This is a genomic window from Cellulomonas flavigena DSM 20109, assembly GCF_000092865.1.
Taxonomy (GTDB): Bacteria; Actinomycetota; Actinomycetes; order Actinomycetales; family Cellulomonadaceae; genus Cellulomonas; species Cellulomonas flavigena.
The window spans coordinates 2,104,953-2,128,004 of sequence record NC_014151.1 but is presented as its reverse complement, the minus strand read 5'-3'; the positions used below and the strand labels follow the sequence as shown (position 1 = coordinate 2,128,004).

Here is a 23,052-nt window from a genome sequence, read left to right as displayed (position 1 = left end):
CGGCCGGTGCGAAGGTGGGGACATGACTTCTCCCACGATCACGCTCAACAACGGCATCGAGATCCCTCAGGTGGGGTTCGGGACCTTCCAGGTGGACCCGGACGAGACGCAGCGGACCGTGGAGGACGCGATCGCGGTCGGGTACCGGCACATCGACACGGCGGCGGGGTACTACAACGAGGCCGGTGTGGGTGCGGCGGTGCGGGCGTGCGGCTTGCCGCGTGACGAGGTCTTCGTCACCACCAAGCTCCGCAACGGCGACCAGGGCTACGAGCGGACCCTGAAGGCGTTCGAGGACAGCCGCCGCGAGCTCGGCCTGGACGTCGTGGACCTCTACCTCGTCCACTGGCCCGTGCCGAGCAAGGACCTGTACGTCGAGACGTGGCGTGCGTTCGAGAAGCTCCTCGCGGACGGTGCCGTGCGTGCCATCGGCGTGTCGAACTTCCTGCCCGAGCACCTCGACCGTCTGGTCCGCGAGACGGACGTCGTGCCCGCCGTCAACCAGGTCGAGCTGCACCCGACCTTCCAGCAGCGTGCGACGCTCGAGGCGTCCGCGGCGCACGGTGTCGCGGTCGAGGCGTACTCGCCCCTGGGGCGCGGCAAGGACCTGCAGGCCGACGCCGTCACGTCCGTCGCCGAGCGCCTCGGCGTCTCGACGGGCCAGGTGGTGCTGCGCTGGCACGTGCAGGCCGGGAGCATCGTCATCCCCAAGTCGGTGACGCCCGAGCGGATCCGCTCGAACCTCGACCTGTTCTCCTTCGAGCTGAGCGCCGAGGACGTCGCGGCGATCGACGCCCTGGACAGCGACGAGCGCACGGGTGCCGACCCGGCGACGGCGGCGTTCTCGCAGATGCGCTGACGCGCGACGCGGCCCCGCGGCGGACCTCACGTCCGCGGCGGGGCCGACGTCTGCACACTGTGAGGATGACCCGGCCGTTCGAGGACGTCGTGCGCGAGCACGGCACCACGGTGCTGCGCGTGTGCCGCTCCGTGCTCGGCACCCGCGACGCCGACGACGCGTGGTCCGAGACCTTCCTCGCGGCCCTGCGGGCCTGGCCCGACCTGCCCGCGGACGCCAACGTCGAGGCGTGGCTCGTGACCATCGCCCGCCGCCGGTCCATCGACGAGCTGCGACGCCGCGCACGACGTGCGGCCCCGGTGGACGACCCGGCGGGCGTGGGCGGCGAGCCCCTGGTGGGCGCGGCGCCGTTGCCCGGGGCGCGGGACCTGGACCTGTGGCGTGCCGTCGCGGCGCTGCCCGACAAGCAGCGACGCGTCGTCGTGCTGCACCACCTGGGCGGTCTGCCCTACGCGCAGGTCGCCGCGGTCGTCGGCGGCACCGGTGCCGCGGCGCGGCGGGCCGCGGCGGACGGCGTCGCGGCGCTGCGCCGGACGTACGGCGAGGTGGGCGAGGAGGTACCGGCATGACGAGCACGACGGAGCAGGGCACGACCGTGGCGGGCGCGGCACCCGACACGGCAACGCTGCGGGCGCTGCACGAACGGCTGGTCGCCCGCGCACAGCACGACGGGCTTCTCGACGTCGCGTACCGCGTGGTCGACTCCCCGCTGGGTGGCGTGCTCGTGGCCGCGGGGGAGCGCGGCGTGCTGCGCGTCGCGTTCGCGGTGCAGGGCCACGACGCCGCGCTCGCCGATCTCGCGACGCGCGTCAGCCCCCGTGTGCTCGAGGGCGGCTCGCGCCTCGACCCGGTGCTGCGCGAGCTCGACGAGTACTTCGCCGGGACCCGGCGCACGTTCGACGTGCCGCTGGACCTGCGGCTCGCGCGGGGCTTCCGGCGCGACGTTCTCGCCGCTCTTCCCCGGGTCGGCTACGGCGCCACCGCGTCGTACGGGCAGGTCGCGGCGAGCGTCGGGCGACCGGCCGCGGTGCGTGCGGTGGGCACCGCGTGCGCGCTCAACCCCGTCCCGGTCCTGCTGCCGTGCCACCGGGTGGTGCGCGCCGACGGCACACCGGGCCGGTACGCGGGTGGTGACGACGCCAAGAGCGCGCTGATCGCGTGGGAGCGGGGCGGCTCCGGACCCCTCGACCCGCACGCCGGCCGGGCGTAGGTTCGGCAGGCATGTGCCGGAACATCACCACCCTGCGCGGCCTGGAGCCGCATGCCACGTCCGAGGAGATCGAGGCAGCTGCGCGCCAGTACGTCCGCAAGGTCACGGGCGTCCAGCAGCTGACCGACGCGACGCGCGAGCCCTTCGAGCGGGCCGTCGCCGAGATCGCGCACATCACTGCGCACCTGCTCGACGAGCTGCCTGAACGGCGTCGTCCGCCGGCCACCGTGCCGCCGTTGCGCCGGCCCGAGGTCCAGGCGCGCGTCGCGGCGCGCGAGGCCGGCTGAGCTCAGGCGTCCGGCGCGTCGGGCGGGACCCGCACGAGCCGCGGGATGCCGGCCGGGGCGACCGCTGACAGCGCCAGGTAGCGAGCCTCGGCTCGGTGCAGCCGGATGTGCTCGTCGAGCGACCAGCCGGGGCCGTTCGTCAGCGTCATGCCGCACGCGCACCCGATGGTGACGGACCCGTCGGGGTCGACGAGCACCTGCCCGACCGTGGTGTGGTCGGTGTACGCACGGACCTTCGCGTGCCGCATGGGCGCGCTGACGGGGACGGGGAGGTCCTCGGCGGGTGCGGTCGTCGTCTCCGCGGTCTCCTCGTCGTCCGGCACGGGTTCAGTGTCCGCCCGTGAGCGTCCCGTCGTCCACGAGCTGCTGCTCGAGCGCTGCGTCCCACGCACCGCCGCCCATGCTCGGCATGAGCTGCTGGAGCTGGGGCCGCCACGCGTCCGCCCGCTCGGGGAAGCACCGCTCCAGGAGGTCGAGCATCGTGGCGACCGCGGTCGACGCGCCCGGCGAGGCGCCGAGCAGCCCGGCGATCGAGCCGTCCTGCGAGGTCACGAGCTCGGTGCCGAACTCGAGCACGCCGCCGCCCTTGCCGCGCTTGATGACCTGCACGCGCTGCCCGGCCGTGATGAGCTCCCAGTCGCGCGGGTCCGCCGACGGCATGTACGACCGCAGCGACCGCAGGCGCGCGGCGTCGTCCGCCGTGACCTCACGGATCAGGTAGGTGACCAGGCTCATGTTGCGCAGGCCGACGGCGATCATCGGCACGAGGTTGCCCGGGCGCACCGAGCGCAGCAGGTCCGTCCACGAGCCCCGCTTGAGGAACTTCATGCTCCAGCCCGCGTAGGGGCCGAACATCAGTGCCTGGTCGCCGTCCACGACGCGTGCGTCGAGGTGCGGCACCGACATCGGCGGGGCACCGATCGCGGCCTTGCCGTACACCTTGGCGCGGTGCTGCGCCACGAGCCCGGGGTTGGTGGTCCGCAGGAACTGGCCGCTGATCGGGAAGCCGGCGTAGCCGCGGATCTCCTTGATCCGCGAGCGCTGCAGCAGGTGCAGCGCGCCGCCCCCGGCGCCGACGAACACGAACCGGGCCGTGAGCGTACGCGGCGGGTTGCCGTTCCAGCGGCGGTCGGCGACGGTGACGCGCCAGCGGCCGTCCCGCAGCCGCCGCAGGCGGGTGACCTCGCTGCTGGTGTGCACGGTCGCGCCGCGCGTGACGGCGTCGGCGAGCATGGCGCGTGTGAGCGAGCCGAAGTCGACGTCGGTGCCCCAGGTCGCGCGCGTCGCGGCGACGGGCTCGTCGTCGAGGCGATCGGTGACCAGCAGGGGCGCCCAGCGGGCGATGACGGCCCGGTCGGTGGTGAACTCGAGGTCCGCGAAGAGCCGGTGCCGGCGCAGCGCCTCCCAGCGCCGGCGCAGGAACTCGACGTCCTCGGCCCCGCGCACGAACGTGAGGTGCGGGGTCGTCGTGACGGCGTCCTCGGCCCCGGGCAGGCGGCCGGCGGCGGCGAGGTGGTGCCAGAGCTCCCGCGAGAGCTCGTACTGCTCGTTGATCGTCACGGCCTTGGTGACGTCGACGGAGCCGTCGGCGCGCTGCGGCGTGTAGTTGAGCTCGCAGAGAGCGGCGTGGCCCGTGCCGGCGTTGTTCCACGCGTTGGAGCTCTCCGTCGCCGGGGAGTCGAGGCGCTCGTGCACCTCGATGCGCCAGCTCGGCTCGAGCGTCCCGATGAGCGACGCCAGGGTCGCGCTCATGATCCCGCCGCCGACGAGGAGCACGTCGACGTCGGCTGCGGTGTCCTGGTTTCGCGCTGCCACGTCGGCGATGCTAGGTCGACGTCGAGACAACTCTCCCGGCGGAGTCATGTGATGTTTGTCTCGTGGGACCTACGTCACACATCACGGCCCTGACCTGCCCGAACGTGCGCGGCGTCCGGTGGCACGAGACCGCCGGGCGCCGCCGAGTCGGGTCGCCGCAGGTCAGGAGACCGTGCAGGGCCGTCCGTCGAGCGCGGCGAGGAGCGGTACCCCCGCGGTCCCGGCGTGGGTGCCGTTGAACCCGATCTCCACCCCGGCGCCGGGGGCGAGCGTCCTGTTCCACGGCGCGTGCGTCGCCGTCACCACGGCGCCCGCCTGCGACCACGTCGCGCTCCAGCCCTGCTCGAGCCGCTGGCCCTCGGCGTACGTCAGGGTCAGGGTCCAGCCGTCGAGGGTGGCCGGCCCGCCGTTCGTGAGCAGGAGGGACGCGGTGAAGCCGGTGCTCCAGCCGTGCGTCCTGTACCGCACGGTGCACGCAGCGGCCGGGGGCGTGGCGGTGAGCGTGGGTGTCGGGCCGGCGGTCGGTGTCGGGCCCGCGGTGGGTGTGGGGGACGGGGTCGGCGAGACCGTGGGCGTCGCTGTCGCCGTGGGGGAGGGGCCGGGCGTCGGCAGCGCGCCGTCCGGCTCGCCGACGACGATCCCGCGCCCGTTCGTGGCGACGTAGACGCGGCCGAACACGTCGGGGTCGCCCGTGATCGCGGCACCGGTCCACGCGTACCGGTGCTCGTCGTCGTTGATGCGGACCCACGTCGACCCGCCGTCCGTCGAGCGGAAGAAGCCGCGGACGCCGTCACGCCTCGACGTCGTGTAGACCGCCGGGTAGGACGCCCCCGGGGCCGCCTTGCCGAAGCCGACCGCGCCCCCGTCCTCGAACCCGGGCACGCGCGTGAAGCTCGCCCCCGCGTCGGTGGAGCGGTACAGGCCGTCCTCGGTGGCGAGCCACACGTGGCCGGCGTTCCCGGGGGCCGCGCCGAAGCGCACGTTGCCCGTGGTCGGGAAGTCGGTCCCTGTGGTGGCGGCGAACGTCGCGCCGCCGTCGGACGACGTGAAGAACGTCCCACCGGCGAACGCGTAGAACGTCGTCGGGTCGACGCGGTCGGCCTCGACCCGCGCCTGCGGCGGCACGCCCGTCGAGGCGGTCCACGTGGACGCGAACGTCGTCGACACGTGCACGCCGGTGCCGTCGGGGCTCCAGACGATCCTGCCGCCGTCCGCCGACACGGCCACGGTACCGGGACCGGTCACGCCGTCCGGCTCCTGCCCGGCCCACCACGTCGCACCCGCGGTCGTCGTGACCCCGATGTGCGACTCCACCTCACCGTCCACGCCGTCACCGACGCGCACGACGGTCCCGGGCGCCTTCTCCGCGAAGTCCAGGCTACGCACCGACCCGTGCACGGGCTGCGTGTAGATGGTCTCGGGCACCTGGGTGATGTCGTCGTGCACGAACCCGCCGAGGTCGCCGAGGCCCGAGTAGAGCTCAACCGGCCCCGGGGGAGCGGCGAGGTCGAGCGCCGCGGTCTCCTCGATGCCGAGGGCACGGATCGTGAGGTCGACCGTGCCGCCGGAGTCCCAGTCGGTGAGGTTGTCCGTGCCCCACACGGTCGCCCCGGTGCCGTACATCATGCGGTCCGAGTCGAACGGGTCGATCTCCAGCGACTCCGTCATCCAGCCCAGCTTGACCAGCGGGTCGGGGTCGACGGCCTGCGTCCTGCCCATGGTGATCCACGGCGTCGCGGAGATGTCCATCGTGTACCGCAGCGTGCGCCCCGGGTAGCCGGCCCAGTCCCAGATCCTCGACCACGTCTCACCGCGGTCGGTCGAGCGGAAGAAGATGACGTCCGGCCACCAGGCGACCTGCGTGGCGACCATGATCGTGTCGGGGTCCTGCCGGTCGATCGTCAGGCCCGAGAACCCGTAGTAGAGGTCGTCGGACGTCAGGGGGAGCGGTGAGACGTCGGTCCACGTGCCGCTGCCCGCGTCGAACCGCAGCACCTGGCCCTTGGCCCCGTCGTACGGGCCCCCGGTGTCGGACGTCGCGACGTAGAGCTGGCCGCTCTCGCCGTCGAACACGCCCTTGTGCGGCAGGAACCCCGTCGGCTGCCCCGGGACCCGCTCCCACGTCACGCCGGCGTCCGTCGAGCGGTAGACGTTGTTCTCCTTGTCCGCCACGCCCACGTAGATCGTCCGCGAGCGCGAGCCGCGGGTGCCCGACGTCGGGTCGAACGTCACCCACACGACACCCTGGTTCTGCGTGAGGTACGAGTTGGCGGACGTCGGGTCCTGGGCGTAGGTGCCCGCGTTGGGGAAGCTCGCGACGTTCGACCACGTCACGCCGCTGTCCGTGGAGCGCCACAGGCCGTTGCCGTTCTCGGTGCCCAGGTACAGGACGCGGTTGTCGTTCGGGTCGATCTGCAGACGCTCGCCCATGCCGCGGCCGGGCATGTTGCCGCCGATCTTGAACGGGAGCATCGTCCGCTCCCACGTCCGGCCACGGTCGGTGGAGCGCAGGACGGCGCCGTTCTGCGGGTCCCACTCGTTGGTGTAGGTGCCGACGGCCGCGTAGACGCGGTCGGGATCGAGCGCGTCGGTGGCCAGCGAGAGCACACCGGTGTGGCCCCACTCGTCCCACCCGACGTGGTCGAGCAGCGGGACCCACCGGCGGGTCGCGGTGTCGAGGCGGTACGCACCGCCGATGTCGGTTCGGGCGTAGACGAGCCCGGGCTCGCCCTGGTTGTAGACGATGCCGGGGACGAACCCGCCGCCACCGATCTGGACGTTGTCCCAGGTGTAGCCGTTCTCCGCCGCGGGCGCCGGCGCGGCGGCCGCGCGGGCAGCCCGGCGAGGGCGCCGACCGTGAGGGCGGTGGCTGCCGCGAGGGCGGCGAGCGGGACGGCGGGTGACGGGCGCACGGTGGCTCCTTCGGCGGGGCGCGCGCGGTCACCGGCGGGAGCGTGCCGGCGCGCGTCGGGGGCGTGCCCGCGGGCGAGCGTCCCGTCGGGCGGGGCGACCTGATCGCGGCCGGGGCCGAGGGGTCTGGCCCGCACGCTATCGATGCGCTTCGACACCGGCCTAGGACACAAAACGATTCGTCCCGGGGCCGCGGGACCGTGGTCCCGTCCGCGCACGACACGCCGGGCGGCACGCGCGGAACCCTCCAGCAGGTCCCCGCCAACGGGTGCGCGGGCCTTCCGGTGTTGGTAGAACTCGTCCATGAGCCACCAGCACGCGCGTGACCTGACCTCCGACCTCGCAGCGCACCGCCTCGCGGAGGCGCAGGTCGCCCAGGCGGAGCTCGACGCCGCCGACGCGCGTTCCGGCGGCGACGCCGCCCGCGCCCCGCGGTCCCTGCACGCCGTGGAGATCCGGCCGGACGACGAGGCGATCGCGTCGAGCGACGACTGGGACGACCCCGAGCGCCTCTGACCGCAGTCCCGCGAGGACGTGCCCGCCGGGACGGCGCGCACGTCCTCGCAGGCGTCAGGTGCCGGGTCCTGCCGGTGCGACCAGCCCGCTCTGGCGCGCGCGGCGCAGCAGCTCCTCACCGTCGGCGCCGAGCAGCACCTCGACGCCAGGGGCCTCCTCGGCGTCCTCCTCGGCCTCCTCCTGCTCCGGTGCGGTCACGGGCAGCCCGCTGGAGAGCACGTGCTCACCTGCCGTGAGCTGCCGGATGAGCACGGCCTCGACCCGCTCGGGGAACCGGGCCACGGCGCCGGCGTAGATCTGCGGGTCGTGCTGCCCGTCGTCGCCGACGAGGATCCACCGCACCTGCGGGAGCTCGGCGAACAGGCGGCGCAGCTGCGCGACCTTGTGCCGCTGCCCGCTGCGGAACAGGCCCGTGTTGGTCGGCCCCCAGTCGGTCAGCAGGAGCGGCCCGGCGGGGTAGTCGTGCCGACGCAGGAACCGCCCGATGGCCGGGGCCGCGTTCCACGCGCCGGTCGACAGGTAGACGACGGGCGAGTCCGGCCGTGCGGCACGGATCTCCCGGTACAGGCGCGACATGCCCGGCACCGCCTCGCGAGCGTTCTCGTGCCGCACGAACACGTTCCACGCCGCCACGAGCGGACGCGGCAGGCGCGTCACCATGACGGTGTCGTCGATGTCGCTGACGATCCCCACGGTCGGCTCCGGGCCGACGACCACGACCCGCGTGGTCGCCCGCGCGTCGTCCACGGACGTGAGCGTCACGTCGTGCCACCCCGGGGCGAGGTCGGCCTCGAGCCACGCGTCGACGTAGCCGCCGCGGTCGGTCTCGACACGGTGCGTGCGCCCACCGAGGGTGATCTCCACGGGTGCACCGGCCACGGGCGCGGTGAAGAACGAGCGCCACCCGCGCACCGCGTCCGCCGGGCGCTCACCCGCCTGGGCGTCGGCCCCGGCGTCGGGCAGGTCGCGCTGCCGCACGGCGGGCGAGGCGAGCAACGTGCGGGCCAGCACCCGCACGTGCCCGTCCGTGCCGTAGCCCGCGTACCCCACGACCCGCACGGTCCAGCCGCGCCGGCGCAGCACCTGCGCGAGCGCGGCGTCGAACCGGTCCTCCAGACGCGCCGCCAGGTGCAGGCGCTCGACCGGTGTGCCGTCGGAGGTCTCGAGGCGAGGCGTGACGCGGCCCGCGCGCAGCCCGTCCCCGTCGGGTGAGCCGAGCGCGTCCGGCCGCGGGCCGTCGTGCTGCGCGGTGCTCACGACGCGTGCGCCGCCGCGTCCCCGGCGGCCTTCGCCGCGTCCTTCTCGGTCGACGCCCCGGCCGTCGACAGCGCACCGCCCGCGGACTCCAGGTGCGCCCGCACGAACCAGTGGAAGAGCTCGAGCTCGTGCAGGTGCCCGACGAGCAGGTCGTTCGTGACGGTGTCGAGGTCCTCCACGTCGGCGGCGGCGCGGCGGTGGTCGGTGATGACCCCCACGTACACCTCGTCGAGCGCACCGAGGTGCTCGCTCGTGCTCGCCCGGCCGATGGAGTAGTCGTCCCACGTCCGGGCGGCGACCAGTGCGCCGGGGGTGCCCACGGGGGCTGCGCCCAACGTCGCGATGCGCTCCGCCACCGCGTCGACCATGGCGCGCACCGCGTCGACCTGCGGGTCGATCATCTCGTGCACCGCGATGAAGTGCGGGCCGACCACGTTCCAGTGGATGTGCTTGAGCGTCAGCGCCAGGTCGTTGAGCGCGTTGAGGCGTTCCTGCAGGATCGCCGCCACCTTCGCGCCCTCCTCGGGGGTGAGGGACGGGACGGTGTACTTCGGCAGATCACGGGCCATGACCACTCCTTCGCGTACGGGACCGGGCTCGGGCGACCCGGTGACGTCCACGCTGCCAGGACGGCACGGTGGCCGCGACCGGAGCAGCGGGGGTGCGCCGGCACGAGCGCGAGCGCCTGCGGGTCACCGGCCGGTCACGCAGGTGACGCAGGGTCGGCGGCTCGACCTGGACGAGGTGGACCATGGCCTCGGCCTCGGGGGTGCCCGCCGTGGGGTGGGGGACCACGTCGAGGTGCGTCAGTCGCCACCGACGTCGACGGTCCGGACCCCGTCGCTCACGGCTGCTCCCAGGGGTCGGCGGTGGTGTCGGTGCGGACCCCTCGCACGACCGGCTGGCGCAGCCGGCCTGTCGGGGTGCGCGCCAGGTACAGCGCCTCGACGACCACGACGGGGTCGCACCACACCGTGCCGCGCGCGTCGACGGCGGGGACGTCGTCGCGGAACGGGCTCGTGGCACGCTCGAGCGGCGCGAGCAGGGCGCGCATCTCCCGCGCGGCGGGGCCGCCGAGCCCGGAACCCGCGCGGCACAGGTAGCGCAGCCCGCCGGCCGCGTCGGGTGCGCCCAGCAGCACGGCCCCCAGCCGGCCCGTACCGGTCGACTCCGGTCGCCACCCGCCGACGACCGCCGTGCGGGCTCGGCGGTGGGCCGCCTTCACCCAGTCGGGCGAGCGCCGTCCGGGTCGGTACGGCGCGTCGCGTCGCTTGGCCACGACGCCCTCGAGCCCGTGTCCCGCCGTGACGCGCCACAGGTCGTCGCCGTCGTCGTACCAGGGTGACGCCTGCACGTGCGCCGGCAGCACGAGGCCGTCGAGCACCGCGCGTCGCTCCGACAGCGGCAACGCGGTGAGGTCGAGTCCGTCGTGCCGCAGCACGTCGAACACCAGATAGGTCACCGGACGGGCCGCCGCCAGGGCCGCCGCGCGCCGGGTGTCGCGCACGTGCATCCGCTCCGCGAGCGCCGTGAACGACGGCCGGCCGGCCTCCATGAGCACGACCTCGCCGTCGAGCAGCACGTCGCCGAGCGCCGCCAGACCGCGCAGCTCGGGGTACGCCGACGTGACGTCCCGCTCGTTGCGGCTGCTCAGGCGCACGCTGTCGTCGTGGGCGTCCGCGAGCACCCGCACCCCGTCCCACTTGACCTCGAACACCCAGCCCGGGCCGTGCGGAAGCGCCGCACGGGCAGGCGCAGGGGTGGCGAGCATGGGCTCCACGGGTCCATCCTGCCCGTGGACGGTGGATCGGGCCGCGTGGGGCGGCCGTGTGGGCGACTCCGCCAGGACGAAGGAGGACGCCGTGCGGGCGATCTGGAAGGGCGCGGTGGCGTTCGGCCTCGTCAACGTGCCGGTGCGGCTCTACGCGGCCACCGGTGAGCACGAGGTGCGCCTGCACCAGGTGCACCGGGAGGACGGCGGGCGCATCCGGTACCGGAAGGTGTGCGAGATCGACGGCGAACCCGTCGAGTGGTCCGACATCGCGAAGGGCTACGAGACGCAGGACGGCGAGCTCGTCGTGCTCACCGACCAGGACTTCAAGCAGCTCCCGCTGTCCACGGAGCGGGAGATCGAGGTGCTGGAGTTCGTGCCGGCCGACCAGGTCGACCCGATCCTGCTGCAGAAGACGTACTACCTCGAGCCCGACAAGGCAGCCGCCAAGCCGTACGCGCTGCTGCGCGGTGCGCTCGAGGAGACCGACCGTGTCGCGGTGGTGAAGGTCGCGATCCGGCAGCGCGAGTCGATGGCCGTGCTGCGCGTCCGCGACCGGGTCATCGTGCTGCAGACCCTGCTGTGGCCGGACGAGGTCCGCGAGGCGGACTTCCCCGTGCTCGACGACGACGTCACCGTGCGTCCGCAGGAGCTGACCATGGCGTCGTCGCTCGTCGAGTCGCTCGCCGGGGACTTCGACCCGTCGCAGTACGAGGACGCGTACGTCACGGCGCTCGAGGAGCTCATCGCCGCGAAGGTGTCGTCGGGTGACACGCAGGCCCCGCCCGCGGCGCCGCAGGAGGACGAGTCCGACGGCGGCGGCGAGGTCGTCGACCTGCTCGCCGCGCTGCAGCGGTCCGTCGAGAAGGCGCGGGCCGCACGTGGCGAGGACTCCGGTGACGACGCCGCGCCGCCGGCGCCCACGAGGAGCAGCACCTCGAAGGGCGGCTCCTCGAAGGACGGCACCTCGAAGGGCGGCTCCTCGAAGGGCGGCGGCGGGAAGAAGGGCACCGCGACGAGGAGCACGGCGGGCACCAAGAAGTCCGAGGAGCCCGCGAGCAAGCGCCGCAGCAAGGCGTCGTGAGCGCAGCCGACGACCAGGAGCGTGCGGTCGCGACGCTGCGACGGGTCGCGTTCCTCCTCGAGCGTGCCCAGGCGAGGCGCTACCGGTCCGAGGCGTACCGGACGGCGGCTCGCACGGTCGAGCGGCAGGCCCCCGGCCGGCTCGCCACCCTCGCTGCCGCCGGGGCCCTCACCGACCTGCCGGGCGTCGGGCGCAGCACCGCCGACGTCGTTCGGCGTGCACTGGCAGCCGAGCCGGTCCCGGCCCTCGACGAGCTCGAGGCACAGACGGCCGCGGCCGCCGCGTCGTCCCCTGAGGCGGCCGCGCTGCACGCCGCGCTGCGTGGCGACCTGCACAGCCACACGGAGGCGAGCGACGGCGCCGCCCCCGTGCAGGAGATGGTCCTCACGGCGCTCGACCTCGGCCGCGACTACCTCGCCGTGACCGACCACTCGCCGCGGCTCACGGTCGCGCACGGCCTGTCCGCCGCCCGGCTGCGGGCACAGCTCGCCGACCTCGCCGCGCTGCGGCCCGCGCTGGCGCCGTTCGACGTGCTCAGCGGTATCGAGGTCGACATCCTCGACGACGGGTCGCTCGACCAGGAGCCCGACCTTCTCGACGAGCTGGACGTCGTCGTCGCCTCGGTGCACTCGAAGCTCCGCATGGACGCGGCAGCGATGACGCGCCGCATGCTGGCGGCCGTGCGCAACCCCCGTACGGACGTCCTGGGGCACTGCACGGGCCGGCGGCTCACCGGCCGGCAGCGACCGCCCAGCGAGTTCGACGCCCGGGCGGTGTTCGACGCGTGCGCCGAGCACGGAGTCGCGGTCGAGATCAACTGCCGCCCCGACCGGCTCGACCCGCCGCACCGGCTGCTGCAGGCGGCCGTCGACGCGGGGTGCGTCTTCACGATCGACTCCGACGCGCACGCCCCCGGGCAGCTCGACTGGCTGCGGGCCGGGTGCGAACGGGCCGTCGCGCACGGCATCGGGCCCGACCGCGTCGTGACGACCCGCAGCGCCGGCGAGGTCCGCGCGCGGGGGCGAGTGGCGCGACGGTGACCCACGACACGGCGCGCCTGCGCGCGCCGCACCCGGGTGGCGCGGTTAGGGTCGGAAACCGTGCGCACGCGCAGCGTGCGGCACCGCCGCGCACGTACCGTGCCGCGGCAGCGAACCGAACACCGAGGAGCATCCCGTCGTGAGCGTCAACCGCACCGAGCTCGTCCAGGCCGTCGCCGAGAAGGCCGGTCTGACCAACGTCGACGCCGACAAGGCACTCAAGGCTCTGCAGGAGGTCGTCGTCGAGCAGCTCGCCGCCGGCGGCAGCGTCTCCATCCCCGGCTTCCTCGCCGTCGCGCGCGCCGAGCGCGCCGCCCGCACGGGCGTGAACCCGCAGACGGGCGAGAAGCTCGAGATCCCCGCGGGCCACCGCGTGAAGATCACCGCAGGCAGCGCCCTCAAGCGCGCCGTCCAGGGCTGAGACGACCGACGGCCCCGTGCCGCACCCGGTGGGTGCGGCACGGGGCCGTCGTCGTTCCTGCGGTCAGTCGGCCGCGCCGCGCCCGGAGTCGCCGGTGGCAGGTTCGTTGCCCTCGACGGGCTCGGCACGGTGCGCGATCACGTGGGGCAGGACCACCCACATCAGCGTGATGAGGACGAGGGACGTCGCACCCGCCACGACGCCTGCCGTGCGCGTGAGGACGACGTCGAACAGCAGCATCGTCGCCCCCGTGAGCACCAGCGCGAGCGCGGCCAGCCCTGCGCGTGCGAACCAGTGGCCCGCGTCGACGAGCTGCGGCTTGAGCCGGCGTCGGAAGAGCAGCCGGTGCAGGCTCACCGGGGCGATGATCAGCACCGTCGCCAGGACCGCCAGCACCACGAGCACGAGGTACAGGTCCTGCTGGTAGGCGTCCAGGTCCCAGAACCGGCCCTGGAACGGCAGGGTCAGCAGGAAGCCCGTGAGGATCTGCGCCCCGGTCTGCGTCACGCGCAGCTCCTGCAGCAGCTCCTCCCAGTTGCGGTCCATGCGCTCGATGAACGTCTCGTCTCGGCCGTCGGTGCGGGCCATCGTCGGATCTCCTGTCGGTCGGCTGCCCGGATCATGCCGGGCCCGGCGCTGTCCTGCACGACGAACGACGGCAGCAGGCCGGTCGTCGGCCAGACTGGGGGAGTGAGCACGCCCGCCCCCTCCCGCCACTTCGCCTCGGACAACTACGCCGGGGTGCACCCCGAGGTCCTGCAGGCGGTCGCCGCCGCCAACGTCGGGCACGTGCCCGCCTACGGCGACGACCCGTGGACCGAGCGTCTGCAGGAGGTCGTGCGCGCGCAGCTCGGCGACACGGCGGTCGCGTACCCGGTGCTCAACGGCACGGGCGCCAACGTCGTCGCGCTCCAGGCGATGCTGCCGCGCTGGGGCGCCGTCGTGTGCACCGAGGCCGCGCACGTGCACACGGACGAGAACGGTGCGCCCGAGCGAGTCGGGGGCCTGAAGCTGCTCACCGTGCCCGCGGCCGACGGGCGGCTCACCCCCGAGCTCGTGGCCCGACAGGCGTGGGGCTTCGGTGACGTGCACCGCGCCCAGCCCGGGGTCGTGTCGATCACGCAGGCCACCGAGCTCGGCACCGTGTACACGCCCGAGGCGGTGCGTGCGCTGTGCGACCAGGCGCACGAGCTCGGGATGCGCGTGCACCTGGACGGTGCGCGGCTCGCCAACGCCGCCGCCCACCTCGGCCTGCCGCTGCGGGCGCTGACCACCGACTGCGGCGTCGACGTGCTCTCGCTCGGCGGCACCAAGAACGGGCTGCTGCTCGGTGAGGCGGTGGTGGTGCTGGACCCCGCCGCCGTGACGGGTGTGGAGTACCTGCGCAAGGCCGACATGCAGCTCGCCTCGAAGCTGCGGTTCGTGTCCGCGCAGCTGGTCGCCCTCTACGAGGGCGACCTGTGGCTGCGCTCGGCGCAGCGCGCCAACGCGGCGGCCGCCCGGCTGCGGGCGGGGATCGACGCCCTGGGGGTCCTCGAGGTCACGCAGCCCACCGAGGCCAACGCGGTGTTCGTCCGGCTTCCCGGCCATGTCGCCGCAGCCCTGCGGCGGCGCTGGCGGTTCTACGACTGGGACGTCACGGACGGCACCGTGCGTCTCATGTGCGCGTTCGACACCACGGACGAGGACGTCGACGACCTGCTCGTGGCCCTCGCCACCGCGCTGCGCGAGGAGCCGGACGCCGGCTGACCGCTGACACGGCGCGGCCGCCGCACCCCTGCTCGGGTGCGGCGGCCGTGTCGTGCCGTGCTGGTCAGGCCGTGGCGCAGGACGCCCCGTTGACGGCGAAGCCCGAGGGCGTGCCCGTCGTGCCGCCGTGCGAGGCGTTGAACCCGATCTCGACCGTGCCGCCCGTCGCGAGCGTGCCGTTCCAGTCCGCGTTGCGGACCGTCACCGTGGAGCCGGACTGCGACCACGTGCCGCCCCAGCCCTGGGTCACCGTCACACCCGCGGGCGCCGTGAACGTCAAGGTCCAGCCCGACAGCGTGCTGCCGGTGTTCGTCAGCCGCACGGCGCCGGTCATGCCCGAGTTCCAGGCGTTGCCGCTGAACGTCACCGTGCACGCACCTGCGGCGCTCGTCGGCGTCGCCGTGGGTGTCGGCGTGGCACTGGGCGTCGGCGTCGGCGTGACCGAGGGGGTCGGGGTCGGCGTCACCGACGGCGTGGGCGTCGGCGTGACCGAGGGGGTCGGCGTCGGGGTCGCCGTCGCGGTGGGCGACGGGAACGTGCCGTTGACCTGGGACAGCGACTTGCCCGTCGTGCTGCCCACGCCGCCCAGCGGGACGTCGTGGTCGAGGCCGACGAACTTGCCGCCGTCCTGCCACAGCGCCGGCTTGAGCAGCGCGTACTTCTCCTCGTCCCACGTGGCCCAGTCGTAGCCGAGCAGGCCCCCGGTGTCACCCGAGTTCGGGTTGAGCACCCAGAACGTGTGGCTCAGGCGCCGGTCGACGATGAGGTCGCGCAGCGCGACCATCCACTTCTCGTTGGGCCCGCCGTCCATGAAGCCGCCCCACTCGCCGATGAGCAGCGGTGCGGTGTTCTCCTTGTGCAGGTACAGCCAGTTCGGGTCCCACACGTCGCGCTCGAGCGTCTCGCGGCTCCACTCACCCTTGAACCACGGCTGCAGGTGCACGAGCGGCCCGTAGTCGTGCGGGGAGTACACGAGCTGGTCCTGGTTCGCACCGAGGTCGATCGGGAAGTCCCGCACGCCGCGCAGGTTCCCGCCCCACCACATGTTGTGGTAGTCGGTCAGACCTGTCGAGGACCAGGACACGCCGTCCTTCGGGTAGATCTCGATGCCCTCGACGAAGATCAGCCAGTTCGGGTTGATCGCCAGGACCTTCTTCGCCGCCGTCTCGGCGAAGTGCTTGAAGTTGTCCTTGTCGGTCGACCCGTCCCACTTGGCGCGCTCGGTCTGGCCCTGGGTGCCGTGCGGCTCGTTCTTCAGGTCGGCGCCGATGAGCGTGTCGTTCGTCTTCCAGCGGGCCGCCGCCCACTCCCACGCCTCGTAGACGTGCTCGGTGGTGATGTCGCCCTTCCACCACACGGGGTAGACGTGCCCCGAGTTGTCCGCCTCGGCGGAGTGGACGTCGAGGAAGACCTTGAGGCCGTACTCGTCACTCATCTCGAGGAACTTCTCGAAGATCTGCAGGCTGTTGAGCCCGGCGAGCTCGGGGTTGGCGAACTCGTTGACGTTCGGCTTGGTGAACGTGCCCGCCTTCCACTCGAGCATCAGCTCGGCGGAGATCGGCACGCGCACGACGTTGAGGCCGCGGTCGGCCATGCCCTTGGTGAGCGTCCGCATGTTCGCGGACCACAGGCCGTGGAAGACGCGCTCGTCGGCGTTGAACCCGAACCAGTTCACGCCGGTGAGCCACACCTCCTTGCCGGAGGCGTCGACGATCTTGTTGCCCTGGACGTGCAGCCAGTCGGGCGTGTCGGCCGCCTGTGCAGGCGCCGCGGACAGGGCGAGGGGGAGCGTCAGGGCGCCGGCGGCGAGGACGCTGCCGAGCGCGGTGCGCAGCCTGCGCACACGTGAGGTGGTCACGATTCTCCTGGTGGGACGTGGAGGGAGGGGGAGGGACGGTGCGAAGGGGCCCTCCCGGACGATGTCCAGGAGGGCCCCCGCGTCATGTCAGGCGTCCGAGGACGCCCGGCTCGTCAGCCGTCAGGAGCAGGCTGCGCCGTTCAGCTTGAACTGCGTCGGCTTGGCGCTGTTGCCGTTGCCGTTGTGGCTGCCGTTGAAGCCGATGTCCACCGTGGCGTTGGCACCCAGGTTGCCGTTCCACGCCTCGTTGCTCACCGTCACGGTCTGGCCCGACTGGGCCCACTTGGCGCTCCAGCCCTGCTGGACGGACTGGCCGGCCGGCAGGTCGAACGTCAGGTTCCAGCTGGACAGGGCCGCGCCCTTGTTGGTCACGCGGACCGAGGCCGTGAAGCCGGTGTTCCACGCGTTGGCCGTGTAGCTCACCGTGCACACGCCACCCGGGTTCTGGGTCGGCGACGGGGTGGGCGACGGCGTCGGGCTGACCGTCGGGGACGGGGTCGGCGACGGCGTCACCGACGGCGTGGGGGACGGCGTGACCGACGGGGTCGGCGACGGCGTGACCGACGGCGTGGGGGACGGGGTCACCGACGGGGTCGGCGACGGCGTGACCGACGGGGTCGGCGTGGGCGTGGGCGTCGAGCCGTTGTCCGGGGTGATCACCGGGTACGCGTTCTTGACCAGCGTCATGAACTGCGCCTCGAACCACTTGCCGGAGACCGGCGCGTCGGGCGTGGCACCCGTGAGGTTGTTCGACAGCTTGGACGCCACGTAGGTCGGGTCGCACATGCGGTCGAAGCTCTTGCCCTCGTCGTTCGGGATCTCCTTCGAGGCACCGTCGGACTCGCCCGGGGGCTTGATCCAGACGTACGCGTCGAGGTGCGACGCGGACGGCGCACCGGCCGGCGTGGCCTGCGGGAGCTCGCCGATGCCGGCGCCCAGCGGGTTGCACCACGCGCCGCGGTGGGTGCGGCGGTCGATGCGCGACTCGTTGACGTAGGTGTCGACGTTGGTGCTCGTCGACGCCTTGGTCGGACGGTCCGGGCCGCCCCAGCCGTTGCGGGACGTGTCGATGAGCATGCCGGTCGAGGCCGGGAAGCCCTCGGCGACGAGCAGACGGTGCAGCTGCGCCGTCCACGCGTGCTCACCGAAGTCCGGGTTCCACTCGTAGAACTTGGCCGAGCGGACCGGCACGCCACCGACGTTGAGGGTCGGGTCCGTGAGGAACGGCTCGGCCAGCGGCGTGGTGTTCGCCGTGTTCGTGACGAAGCCGTCGACCGACGCGAAGCCCTTCTTGGTGCTCTTCGCGACCTCGGCGAACAGCTTGGCGGTCGGGCCCGAGTTCGACTCCCAGCCGAGCCAGCCCGAGTGGGCCGCGTCGAGGTACGTGTACACGTTGTCGAGCGTCTTCAGCTCGTCCAGCGCGTACTTGACGCCCTCGCGGTAGTACGGCGCGGACTTCTGGCAGGTGCTCTCCGAGATGTTCGTGATGAGGTTCGGGAGCGAGTCCGGCTCGATCGTCGCCGCGACCCGGATGTCCGCGTACTTCGGGTCCGAGAGCAGGTCGACGATGGGGTCGATGTACTCGGTCTTGTAGCGCTCCATGCCGGCGTCGGTGGCGGGGAGCTCACCGTTCGACGCGAGAGCGAAGCAGTCGCGGCCCGGCAGGTTGTAGATGACGAGGTTGAAGACGAGCGGCGTGCTGCCCGCCGCCTTCTGCTTGACGGCCTCGTCGAGGTGGAACTTCAGGCCGGGGCCGTCGGCGTTGCCGGTGATGGCGCTGCTGCGGTCCATCCAGACGGCGGTGGGCTGCTTGGCCACCGTGCGGATCTGCGCGGCGAGGGTCGAGCTCTCGGCGCGCGTGGCAGCGCTCTCAACCGTCGCTGCCCAGTTCGGGTTCACGTACTGCCGGGCGCCGGCGTAGGGGTTGTCGACGTGGGCTTCGGCCGCGGTCGCGGTCGTGCTCGCGAGCGTCAGCGGCACCGCGACGAGCGCCGTCGCCGTCGCAGCGGTCGCGACGGCGCGCAAGCGCCGCCCGGCCGTTCGATTGCCGTGTGTGGACACGGGTGTCCTCCGGGGGTCGGTCGGTCGTACCCGGCCCTCGGCGGCGACGGGTACGAGTCACCGCGGACGAAGTCCTCGACGACTGCAGCGGAATCCATCACGCGCTGCGACCCAGGGGACCCTCGATAATCGTTTAGGCAAGCCGCCGTTATCGAATCGTGACCTTCTCACGGACCTCCCACGAACGGTCGCATCGCAGGTCAGCGTGTTGTGAACGACCACAACCGGCCCCTGGGGCGGCAAGCGAGCCGCCGGACAGGGGCCGGGAGGGGCGCCCCTCACCGCGAGCGCGGTCCCGTGCTCCCGCGCACGGCCAGGCCACCCACCTCGATGCGGCGCAGCGGCGTGGGCTGGGAGTCGAGGATCGTCAGCACGGACTCGCCCACGGCGGTGCCGAGGTCGGCCTGCACCGACGGGAGGGCGGTGATCGACGGCGTCGCCAGGCGGCACAGGGGGGAGTCCGACAGCGCCACGACGGACACGTCCCACGGCACGGCCAGCCCCGTGCGCCGGGCCACGTCGAGCGCGGCGACCGCCATGTGGTCCGTGTCGAAGACGACGGCGGTGGGCGGCCGGTCGCCGGTGAGGAGCCGGCGTGCGGCCGCAGCGGCCTCCTCGGGCGACCCGCCGGTCGGCTCGTGCGCGAGCGTCGCGCCGCCGGCGTCCAGCGCGCTCTCGAGGCCCGCGACCCGGGACCGGGTGCGCTGCAGCGAGGCGGGGCCGGTCACGGCGCCCACGTGCCGGTGCCCGAGCTCGATGAGGTAGCGCCCGACCCGCTCGGCGGCCTGCTCGTCGTCGACGCGGACGTTCGCGACGTCGCCCGGCACGTCGCCCGCGCCGACCACCACGGCCGGGATCCGCAGGCGACGCAGCGCGTCGAGCCGCGGGTCCTCGGTGCGCACGTCCGTGACGACCATCACGTCGAAGCGCCGCTCCGCCCACCACTCGCCGTAGAGCGCGACGGCCGCGGGCAGGTCGTCGACGACCTGCAGCACGAGTGCGAGACCGCGTGTCGCCAGCACGTCCTGGAGCGCGACGACGAACTCCAGGACGTGCGCGCCATAGCCGACGGCACCGGTCAGGCCGCGGTCGACGACGAGGCCCACGGCGCGCGGCCCGCTGCGCATCGAGCGCGCGGCCGCGCTGGGTCGCCAGCCGAACTCGTCGGCCACGCGCAGGACCCGTTCTCGGGTCGCAGCGGAGACGCCGGGGCGGCCGTTGAGCGCGTAGGACACGACGGCGATGGACACCCCCGCGGCCTTGGCGACGTCGGTGATCGTCGGTCGGCGGGCGCCAGGGCCGCCGAGAACGGGCTGTGCCCCGGTCGTCGGAGAGACAGCATCTTTGCCTGTGTCATGTGCAGGAGTGACCACGATCACCTAGTGTTGCGCCCGATGTGGGTGAAAAGCATCAGCTCGACTCCGACGGCGTGGGCGAGGTGTGGAAGATGATGACGGTCCGGCGCGGGGTTCCCGCCACGGTGCGTCGGACGATCGGCGTCCTGTCACCGGTGGTCGGTGGCTTCTACTTCGGGGCGGTGATCGCCGGGGTGGCGCGTGCCGCACGCGGCGTGGGCCACCGGGTCGTCGCGGTCCAGACCTACCCGGCGGGGCTCGACCGCGAGCGCTATCCGGACGAGTCCGTGCTCGACACGCCGGTGGCGCTCGGTGCCGTCGACGGCCTCGTGGTGATCGGCAAGGCCCTGAGCCCGGAGCGCCTGGCGGCGGTCCGGGAGTGGGGCGTCCCCGTGGTCCTCATCAGCGAGGACCCGGCGCACCCGGACGACCCCGTGGTGGTCCCGGACAACGTGGGCGGCGTGCGCGCCGCGGTCGAGCACCTGATCTGGCACGGGCACACGGCGATCGGCTTCCTCGGGAACCTGGGGCAGCGGGACATGCGCGAGCGTTTCGCGGCCTACCGCACGACGCTCGCCGAGCACGGCATCGAGTCGGACGACTCGTGGTGGTACGAGGCGTCGGACAACCAGGAGCAGGGCGGGGCCGACGCGGCGGGGCGCATGCTGCAGGCGGGCACGCCGACGACGGCGGTGATCGCCGCGACGGACCGCAACGCGGTCGGGTTCCAGCGTGCGCTGCGCTCGCACGGCCTCGTGCTGCCGCGGGACCAGGCCGTCGTGGCGTTCGACCACGCGGACTCCGGGGCGCGGGTGAGCCCGCGCCTGTCGACGGTCGACGCGCACTTCGGGCGCGTCGGGGAGCACGCGGTCGGTCTGCTCCTGGCCCGGATGCGCGGCGACGACGTGGCGCCGGGCGAGCACCGTGTGCCGTCGTCGCTGGTGGTGCGTGAGTCGTGCGGGTGCACGGAGATCACCTCGCCGGTCATGTCGCCCGGTTCGTCGCCGGGTGGTGTGGCGGACGTCGAGGACACCCAGGGAACGGACCTCCTGCGCCGGCTGGCGGACACGGCGTTCGCCGGTCCCGCCGGGTCGGCGGTGTCGCGCCGCGCCGGGCCGGACGCGCGCGAGGCGTGGTGGCGCGCGGTCGAGGAGCCGGTCGACGTCGCCGCCGAGCGCGGCGTGTCGCCGGCCCCCGCGGCGCTCGGTCGGCTCTCGGACCTCACGGCGGCGCTGCAGCCGCACCCGGAGGCGCTCGAGCAGATGGTGCAGGTGCTGCGGACGGTCGAGAGCCGTCGCGTCGAGTCGCTGGGGGAGGCGCGCGCGGCGAACGCCCCGGCGGTGCGCCGCGCTGTGACGGACGTGCTGCTCGCGGTCACCAAGGGCTGCACGCGCGCGATGCTGGCGCGCAGCGGTCAGCTCGAGCGCACGATCGTCGACCAGTACGAGGTCGACATGGACCTGCTGCGCGGCGACGGCGCGAGCCCGCGCGCGCTCGGCTGGCTGCCGCGCGGGGTGCGCGGTCACGCGTGCCTGGGCCTGTGGGTGGGCTCCGACCGGGCGCCCGGGGACCGGGAGATGGAGATCGTCGGTGTCCACGACACGAGCGGGACGCTGTCTCGCCTCGTGGGCGTGCGGACGACCGCGAGCCAGTTCCCGCCCGCCGCGCTGACGCGCGCCGGCACCGTCGGCTCGAACGAGCTGACGTTCGTCGTGCCCGTGACCTTCGGCGGCAGCGACTGGGGTCTGCTCGCGATCGACGGGACGGTCGAGACACGGGCCACGCAGCCGCGTGACCGGTTCAACCACTGGGCCGCGCTGCTCGCGGTCGCCCTCGACCAGGAGCGGCTGCTCGGCTCGTTGCGGGAGCAGCGCAAGGCGCTGGAGCAGGCGGCCGCGCGTGAGCGTGCGCTGGCCGACACCGTGCGCGAGAGCGAGGAGCGGTACGCGCTGGCGTCGATGGCGGCGCACGACGGCACGTGGGACTGGGACGTCTCGGCGGGCACGGTGTACTACTCGCCGCGGTGGAAGCAGACGCTCGGCTACGCCGAGGACGTCATCGGCGACCAGCCCTCGGAGTGGCTGGAGCGCGTGCACCCCGCGGACCGTGACGAGCTGTCCGCGGCGATCGCTGCGCAGCTCGCCGGGTGCGGCACGCCGCTGGAGCTCGAGCACCGGGTGCGCACGCAGTCCGGCGACTACCGCTGGATGATGTGCCGCGCGGTGACGGTGCTCGACGACGCGGGCTGCCCGGCGCGGCTCGTCGGCACGCTGGTCGACGTGACGGAGCGCAAGGAGGCCGAGATCGCGCTGCAGCGCGACGCGCTGCACGACCCGGAGACGGGCCTGGTGAACCGGCTGCTGTTCCTCGACCGTCTGGGTGCGGCGCTGCTGCGGTGCCGGCGGTCGGCCGGCTACGACTGCGCGATCGCCCTGGTCCGTGTGGTCGACGGCGGGACGTCGCGCGACGACGACCACGCACCGGACGTGCATCGCGAGGTCGTGCGGCAGCTGCGGCGGCCGCTGCGCGAGGGTGACACCACGGCCCGCACGGGCGAGGACGACTTCGCGATCCTCGTCGACGACGTGGGCACCGGGGGGATGCCCGACCGGCTCACCGAGCTGCTCGAGCGGCTGCGGCGGGAGATCGGGCCGCGCATCTCGATCGGGGTGCTGCAGTCGATCCGTGGCATGCGGGACGTCAACGAGGTCCTGCGCGAGGCGGACATCGTCCTCCTGCGGGGACAGACGCGCGTCGACCCGCGCAACACGGCGGTGCGCTGAGGGCCTCCTGCGACGACGACGGGGCACCACCGGTGAGGTGGTGCCCCGTCGTCGTGCTGCCGTCGCCGGGCGGCCG

20 protein-coding genes are annotated in these 23,052 nt (G+C 73.6%); 10 read left to right on the top strand and 10 right to left on the bottom strand.

The genetic code is table 11. The annotated features are described in order from the left end of the window. Positions 1 to 22: 22 nt before the first annotated feature. The 4 genes from CFLA_RS09675 (at position 23) to CFLA_RS09660 (ending at position 2,356) form a co-directional block, all read left to right on the top strand. Positions 23 to 859, top strand: coding sequence for an aldo/keto reductase (locus CFLA_RS09675; protein WP_013117143.1), 837 nt, complete (start codon positions 23 to 25; stop codon positions 857 to 859). A 65-nt stretch (positions 860 to 924) separates the two neighbouring features. Next, positions 925 to 1,428, top strand: coding sequence for an RNA polymerase sigma factor (locus CFLA_RS09670; protein WP_013117142.1), 504 nt, complete (start codon positions 925 to 927; stop codon positions 1,426 to 1,428). After that, on the top strand, positions 1,425 to 2,069 hold the full coding sequence (locus CFLA_RS09665) for a methylated-DNA--[protein]-cysteine S-methyltransferase (RefSeq protein WP_013117141.1): 645 nt from the start codon (positions 1,425 to 1,427) through the stop codon (positions 2,067 to 2,069). Before CFLA_RS09670 ends, CFLA_RS09665 begins: the two co-directional genes overlap by 4 nt. Positions 2,070 to 2,080: 11 nt before the next feature. Continuing rightward, positions 2,081 to 2,356, top strand: a complete 276-nt coding sequence (locus CFLA_RS09660) for a DUF2277 domain-containing protein (protein ID WP_013117140.1) — start codon at positions 2,081 to 2,083, stop codon at positions 2,354 to 2,356. 2 nt (positions 2,357 to 2,358) lie between these two features. On the opposite strand, the gene CFLA_RS09655 is transcribed toward CFLA_RS09660, so the two are convergent. The 3 genes from CFLA_RS09655 to CFLA_RS09645 all read right to left on the bottom strand — a co-directional run bounded on the left by CFLA_RS09655 (position 2,359) and on the right by CFLA_RS09645 (position 6,778). After that, entirely contained in the window at positions 2,359 to 2,679 is a 321-nt protein-coding gene (locus CFLA_RS09655; protein WP_013117139.1) for a hypothetical protein, read from the bottom strand. Between the two features lie 4 nt (positions 2,680 to 2,683). Continuing rightward, positions 2,684 to 4,171 carry a malate dehydrogenase (quinone) gene (gene mqo, locus CFLA_RS09650; protein WP_013117138.1) on the bottom strand — a complete coding sequence of 496 codons (1,488 nt, stop codon included), beginning with the start codon at positions 4,169 to 4,171 and terminating at the stop codon, positions 2,684 to 2,686. A 162-nt stretch (positions 4,172 to 4,333) separates the two neighbouring features. Further along, on the bottom strand, positions 4,334 to 6,778 hold the full coding sequence (locus CFLA_RS09645) for a cellulose binding domain-containing protein (RefSeq protein ID WP_280956288.1): 2,445 nt from the start codon (positions 6,776 to 6,778) through the stop codon (positions 4,334 to 4,336). Between the two features lie 606 nt (positions 6,779 to 7,384). On the opposite strand from CFLA_RS09645, the gene CFLA_RS09640 reads away from it, so the two are divergent. Beyond that, positions 7,385 to 7,597, top strand: coding sequence for a hypothetical protein (locus tag CFLA_RS09640; protein WP_013117137.1), 213 nt, complete (start codon positions 7,385 to 7,387; stop codon positions 7,595 to 7,597). A 54-nt stretch (positions 7,598 to 7,651) separates the two neighbouring features. Here CFLA_RS09640 and CFLA_RS09635 read toward each other — a convergent pair whose 3' ends face one another. The 3 genes from CFLA_RS09635 to ligD all read right to left on the bottom strand — a co-directional run bounded on the left by CFLA_RS09635 (position 7,652) and on the right by ligD (position 10,625). Continuing rightward, entirely contained in the window at positions 7,652 to 8,854 is a 1,203-nt protein-coding gene (locus tag CFLA_RS09635; RefSeq protein ID WP_013117136.1) for an App1 family protein phosphatidate phosphatase, read from the bottom strand. Beyond that, the gene (locus tag CFLA_RS09630) at positions 8,851 to 9,423 is read right to left on the bottom strand and encodes a Dps family protein (RefSeq protein WP_013117135.1); all 573 of its coding nucleotides are present in this window, start codon (positions 9,421 to 9,423) and stop codon (positions 8,851 to 8,853) included. Before CFLA_RS09630 ends, CFLA_RS09635 begins: the two co-directional genes overlap by 4 nt. A gap of 275 nt (positions 9,424 to 9,698) precedes the next feature. Next, complete coding sequence (gene ligD / locus CFLA_RS09625; protein ID WP_187291354.1) at positions 9,699 to 10,625, bottom strand: non-homologous end-joining DNA ligase; 927 nt, start codon at positions 10,623 to 10,625, stop codon at positions 9,699 to 9,701. Positions 10,626 to 10,716: 91 nt separating this feature from the next. Between ligD and ku the strand changes: the two genes are divergently transcribed. The 3 genes from ku (at position 10,717) to CFLA_RS09610 (ending at position 13,170) form a co-directional block, all read left to right on the top strand. After that, entirely contained in the window at positions 10,717 to 11,709 is a 993-nt protein-coding gene (ku, locus tag CFLA_RS09620; protein ID WP_013117133.1) for a non-homologous end joining protein Ku, read from the top strand. Continuing rightward, positions 11,706 to 12,749, top strand: coding sequence for a PHP domain-containing protein (locus CFLA_RS09615; RefSeq protein ID WP_013117132.1), 1,044 nt, complete (start codon positions 11,706 to 11,708; stop codon positions 12,747 to 12,749). The genes ku and CFLA_RS09615 overlap by 4 nt, the downstream gene beginning before the upstream one ends. A 139-nt stretch (positions 12,750 to 12,888) precedes the next feature. Then, positions 12,889 to 13,170 carry an HU family DNA-binding protein gene (locus CFLA_RS09610; protein WP_013117131.1) on the top strand — a complete coding sequence of 94 codons (282 nt, stop codon included), beginning with the start codon at positions 12,889 to 12,891 and terminating at the stop codon, positions 13,168 to 13,170. Positions 13,171 to 13,233: 63 nt separating this feature from the next. Here the strand turns inward: CFLA_RS09610 and CFLA_RS09605 are convergent, their stop codons facing one another. Next, positions 13,234 to 13,758: a DUF6328 family protein gene (locus CFLA_RS09605; RefSeq protein WP_013117130.1), complete on the bottom strand. Its 525-nt coding sequence runs from the start codon at positions 13,756 to 13,758 to the stop codon at positions 13,234 to 13,236. A gap of 33 nt (positions 13,759 to 13,791) precedes the next feature. Between CFLA_RS09605 and CFLA_RS09600 the strand changes: the two genes are divergently transcribed. Then, a complete protein-coding gene (locus CFLA_RS09600; RefSeq protein WP_013117129.1) occupies positions 13,792 to 14,919 on the top strand; it encodes a threonine aldolase family protein in 1,128 nt (375 codons plus the stop codon). A 64-nt stretch (positions 14,920 to 14,983) separates the two neighbouring features. Here CFLA_RS09600 and CFLA_RS09595 read toward each other — a convergent pair whose 3' ends face one another. The 3 genes from CFLA_RS09595 to CFLA_RS09585 all read right to left on the bottom strand — a co-directional run bounded on the left by CFLA_RS09595 (position 14,984) and on the right by CFLA_RS09585 (position 20,211). Further along, positions 14,984 to 16,777: a cellulase family glycosylhydrolase gene (locus tag CFLA_RS09595; RefSeq protein WP_013117128.1), complete on the bottom strand. Its 1,794-nt coding sequence runs from the start codon at positions 16,775 to 16,777 to the stop codon at positions 14,984 to 14,986. Between the two features lie 120 nt (positions 16,778 to 16,897). Further along, positions 16,898 to 18,838: a glycoside hydrolase family 6 protein gene (locus CFLA_RS09590; protein WP_013117127.1), complete on the bottom strand. Its 1,941-nt coding sequence runs from the start codon at positions 18,836 to 18,838 to the stop codon at positions 16,898 to 16,900. A 278-nt stretch (positions 18,839 to 19,116) separates the two neighbouring features. Next, the gene (locus tag CFLA_RS09585) at positions 19,117 to 20,211 is read right to left on the bottom strand and encodes a LacI family DNA-binding transcriptional regulator (protein ID WP_013117126.1); all 1,095 of its coding nucleotides are present in this window, start codon (positions 20,209 to 20,211) and stop codon (positions 19,117 to 19,119) included. 23 nt (positions 20,212 to 20,234) lie between these two features. Here CFLA_RS09585 and CFLA_RS09580 point away from each other — a divergent pair, with 23 nt between their 5' ends. Further along, positions 20,235 to 22,976: a substrate-binding domain-containing protein gene (locus tag CFLA_RS09580; RefSeq protein ID WP_245530224.1), complete on the top strand. Its 2,742-nt coding sequence runs from the start codon at positions 20,235 to 20,237 to the stop codon at positions 22,974 to 22,976. Positions 22,977 to 23,052: the final 76 nt, after the last annotated feature.

Coding starts and splice junctions, on each gene's coding strand:
- CFLA_RS09675 (WP_013117143.1), top strand. CDS start 23: ATGACTTCTCCCACGATCACGCTCAACAACGGCATCGAGATCCCTCAG.
- CFLA_RS09670 (WP_013117142.1), top strand. CDS start 925: ATGACCCGGCCGTTCGAGGACGTCGTGCGCGAGCACGGCACCACGGTG.
- CFLA_RS09600 (WP_013117129.1), top strand. CDS start 13,792: ATGCCGGGCCCGGCGCTGTCCTGCACGACGAACGACGGCAGCAGGCCG.
- ligD (WP_187291354.1), bottom strand. CDS start 10,625: ATGCTCGCCACCCCTGCGCCTGCCCGTGCGGCGCTTCCGCACGGCCCG.
- CFLA_RS09605 (WP_013117130.1), bottom strand. CDS start 13,758: ATGGCCCGCACCGACGGCCGAGACGAGACGTTCATCGAGCGCATGGAC.
- CFLA_RS09640 (WP_013117137.1), top strand. CDS start 7,385: ATGAGCCACCAGCACGCGCGTGACCTGACCTCCGACCTCGCAGCGCAC.
- CFLA_RS09660 (WP_013117140.1), top strand. CDS start 2,081: ATGTGCCGGAACATCACCACCCTGCGCGGCCTGGAGCCGCATGCCACG.
- CFLA_RS09665 (WP_013117141.1), top strand. CDS start 1,425: ATGACGAGCACGACGGAGCAGGGCACGACCGTGGCGGGCGCGGCACCC.
- CFLA_RS09630 (WP_013117135.1), bottom strand. CDS start 9,423: ATGGCCCGTGATCTGCCGAAGTACACCGTCCCGTCCCTCACCCCCGAG.